This window comes from Allofournierella massiliensis (genome assembly GCF_964241245.1).
In the GTDB taxonomy this organism is placed as follows: domain Bacteria; phylum Bacillota; class Clostridia; order Oscillospirales; family Ruminococcaceae; genus Allofournierella; species Allofournierella massiliensis.
The window spans coordinates 1-3,340 of record NZ_CAXSWZ010000059.1 but is presented as its reverse complement, the minus strand read 5'-3'; the positions used below and the strand labels follow the sequence as shown (position 1 = coordinate 3,340).

The window sequence follows — 3,340 nt, the reverse complement described above, 5'->3', positions numbered from 1 at the left end:
CCCACACCATTATACCGCATTCCCTTTCCTTATACGAGAAAAAGACCACCGATAGGTGGCCTTTTTCGACAGGCTGCGAGACTTATCTGTTCTGGCAGATAAGTCTCTTTTTCTTTTGAAAGAGCAGCGAGGGGCCCCGCCGGGAGATGTGCTCCCCTGCCGGTTTTCATGGGATACGTTTGACGGTTTTGCGGCCTGTCTTTACAGAAAGAGCGGAAAGAGGGGTTATATGGCAGATTCCAATATTACCAAGAAGGCACTGGCAGCCTCCCTGAAGGAGCTGATGACGGAACAGTCCTTTGAAAAAATCAATGTCACACAGATTTGCGAACGCTGTGATATGAACCGTAAAAGTTTTTATTACCATTTCAAGGACAAGTATGACCTGATAAACTGGATATTTGATACCGAATTTATGGCGCTGGTAAAAGATGAGGATCTGCACGCCGATTACGGAAAGCATTGGGCGCTGGTGGAGAAAGCGTGCGATTACTTTTACGAGAACCATGCGTTTTACCGTAAAGCGCTGCAGATCAAAGGGCAGAACTCCTTTTCTGATCATTTCCGAGAATATATCCGGCCGCTGCTGCAGAATCGGCTGAGCTATATCTTTGGGCAAGGCAACGTGGATGAATTTGTTCTTGGATTTTTTGCGGATGCGGTTCTCTGTGCAATGGAACGGTGGCTGCTGGCACGGAATTGCATCCCCTCCCGGGAGTTTGTTGAGAGGATCAAGGATCTGACGGAAAAATGTGTTACGGCCATTTATCGGGAAATAGCAGAGCCACAGCAGCCTGCTCCTGAAGAAGCCGAGAAATAATGAAGGTGCTCGATATTGTTCAACACAATATTGAGCACCTTTTCTGTTATGGCAAGTTATTTGCGGGAAGGCAGTGCCTTCGGATATGCCTTGCTGAAAATTCCGGCCAGTCCGTCCTCAAACAGATTGCAACACCAGACATCCGTTTCAGGGCTTCCCGGAATATGAAGATTTCCGTCCTTGTCAAACAATGCGCAGCAGGAATTATCCGAAATAATGGCATCAAGACTTTGGGTATCTCCGTAAAGCTCCCATGGGATGGTTTGAAATTGCTGACGATTTCTCGCGTCAATGGCTGCCTGATACGCGGCTCTCTGTGTATCGTGTTGACAGTCTGACCGGGGAATCAGAACAGTAAAGAGCGGGTGGAGGTTCTGCACGGCATCAAACAATTCCCCGTTTGTGATCGCTTTGATATTTTCTGCCGAATAAAGACATGAGACAGAATACGGAATGCGGGCATTTCTTAACAGCGAGCAGGAAGCTTGCGTGTTTTTATCCAGATGAATTACGGGCATTACGTTGTATACAGACAAAAACTGCGCTGCAAAATCCGGCGTCACAGCCTGCGGTTCACAGAAAAGGAAAAAGGCACTGTCCGGATGTGCTGCCGCAAAGGGCAGAATTGCCAGAGGGTCATGTGGCGCAAATATCATCCAGGAATAGATTCCCAGAGCTTCCCCCTGCTGAATTACCCAGTGATACCGGCTCAGATCCCAGTCGGAAGACGCATCTTCCATTTGCAGAAAAACAGCCCAGGGAATATTAAATCCCAACTGTTTTTCATTGGAGCGGATGCGCCTGGCGCCCCAGGTACAGCTGTTGTATCCGATGTTCATGCCCAAGCGGACAATGTGTTCGGTTTCAATGTGGCTGACCGCATCATAAATCAGGCCGTAATAGGCACTTTTTTCATTTTCCAGCAACGTGTGAGCGGTTTCGAAAAATCGGTTTTGAAATCGGCCCTCTGAAAATTGCAGCGCCATATCGACCAGATTTCGGATACTCCGTTCCGGATCTTCCTGGATTCCTTTCAGAGTTTGCCTGACCGTGGTTTCGATCAGTATACGCGATACACTATTTTCCATAGAATCTCCTTCCAACAGAAACAATTCATGCTAAATCAAGAATACCACGGGCCAAAAGGCGGACAATGCGCATTTCGGTGTACATGTCCCAAAATGTAACAATTGACTGGAAGTGTCGCATTTTTGACCAGCAGCGCTACTCCTGTCCCATGACATCTTTCGCTGTTCTTCTTATAATTTAGCCAACGGATCAGCCAATGGCGGCTTCATTCGAAAAAAGCAAAAGAAAGGGACGTATTTATGAGTACAATTAAAGATAGCATGCAGAATTTTGCGGTCAATCAGGCCCTGAGCTATATTGAAGGCAATCCGGAGGAGAACATTCCCAAATTGATGGCACTGGTAGATCGCTTTTCTCCGGATGGCTGGTATGAGTCCCAGCGGAGTGCTATCCGGGAAGTTATTGAGAAGAAAAACAACTGGTACCAGCTGATTCTGCGGCTGTATGAACTGGATCCCGGTGTGCGCAAGGCATTTTTCCAGAATTTCCTTTTTAATGCGAGTCTTAAGGGCAGCGCAACTCAGGACGAGGTAAAAGAACGGGAAAACTGCAATGTTCCCTGGGCGATTCTGCTGGATCCCACCTCGGCGTGCAATATGCACTGCACCGGCTGCTGGGCGACAGAATACGGAAACCAGCTGAACTTATCTGTGCTTTACCTCCGGAATGTCCGGCACCATTCAATCTGCCCGGCTTTGCCTGAACGAGCTGAAGGAGAAATATCCCGACCGAACGATCCTCTGTGTCGATACCCTGTGCGCTTCGCTGGGCGAAGGAGTTCTGGTGCAGGAGGCAGCACGCAGACAGGCAGAGGGGTTTTCCATTCTGGAACTTCAAAACTGGGTTGTGGAGCATCGCCAGCAGGTATGCCACTGGTTTACGGTGGATGTGTTCGATCATCTGAAACATGGTGGACGTGTATCCTCTGCCGCCGCTGTTGTGGGTACTGCACTGCAAATCAAGCCGCTGCTTCATGTGAATCAGGAGGGCAAGCTGGCCGTTGCGGAAAAGCCCCGTGGCCGTAAACAGGCCATTCATGCGCAGCTTGCGCGTATGGAGTGGGGCTGGGATCCACAAATTTCAAAAACAGTTGCGATCGGTCATGGCGACTGCCCGGATGGGGCAAGGCAGCTGGAGGAATCCGTTCGCAGACAGTTCCCCGACGCTGAGATTGTGAAAGCGGATATCGGCCCCATTATCGGTGCGCATACCGGACCCGGAATGCTCGCTCTGATTTACTGGGGTGTTAATCGATAGTGCCTCCTTCCGCAGCAAGAAGGTTATCTGAACAAGGTCGTTCTGTATGATGGCAAACAGATAAAAAGCTCCCTGCCGAAATAACGGCAGGGAGCTTTCAGCTTGTAGAAAAACCTGCTGTGACAATCAAGCCAGAGCAGGTTTTTTGCATGAAAAGTAAAAGAACAGAGAAAA

The 3,340-nt window shown here is 49.0% G+C and carries 3 protein-coding genes; 2 read left to right on the top strand and 1 reads right to left on the bottom strand.

All coding sequences use genetic code 11. The features are described 5' to 3' along the window. Positions 1 to 229: 229 nt before the first annotated feature. The gene (gene dhaS / locus ACESYO_RS16325) at positions 230 to 820 is read left to right on the top strand and encodes a dihydroxyacetone kinase transcriptional activator DhaS (RefSeq protein ID WP_058963018.1); all 591 of its coding nucleotides are present in this window, start codon (positions 230 to 232) and stop codon (positions 818 to 820) included. Between the two features lie 56 nt (positions 821 to 876). Here dhaS and ACESYO_RS16320 read toward each other — a convergent pair whose 3' ends face one another. Beyond that, positions 877 to 1,908: a hypothetical protein gene (locus ACESYO_RS16320; RefSeq protein WP_373210866.1), complete on the bottom strand. Its 1,032-nt coding sequence runs from the start codon at positions 1,906 to 1,908 to the stop codon at positions 877 to 879. Between the two features lie 667 nt (positions 1,909 to 2,575). On the opposite strand from ACESYO_RS16320, the gene ACESYO_RS16315 reads away from it, so the two are divergent. Next, positions 2,576 to 3,166 (top strand): DegV family protein, encoded by a 591-nt coding sequence (locus ACESYO_RS16315; RefSeq protein ID WP_373210868.1) that lies wholly within the window; start codon positions 2,576 to 2,578, stop codon positions 3,164 to 3,166. The last annotated feature ends 174 nt before the right edge of the window (positions 3,167 to 3,340 follow it).

Bases quoted from the DNA above. Each gene is read 5' to 3' on its own strand.
- dhaS (WP_058963018.1), top strand. From the start codon at position 230: ATGGCAGATTCCAATATTACCAAGAAGGCACTGGCAGCCTCCCTGAAG.
- ACESYO_RS16320 (WP_373210866.1), bottom strand. From the start codon at position 1,908: ATGGAAAATAGTGTATCGCGTATACTGATCGAAACCACGGTCAGGCAA.
- ACESYO_RS16315 (WP_373210868.1), top strand. From the start codon at position 2,576: ATGTCCGGCACCATTCAATCTGCCCGGCTTTGCCTGAACGAGCTGAAG.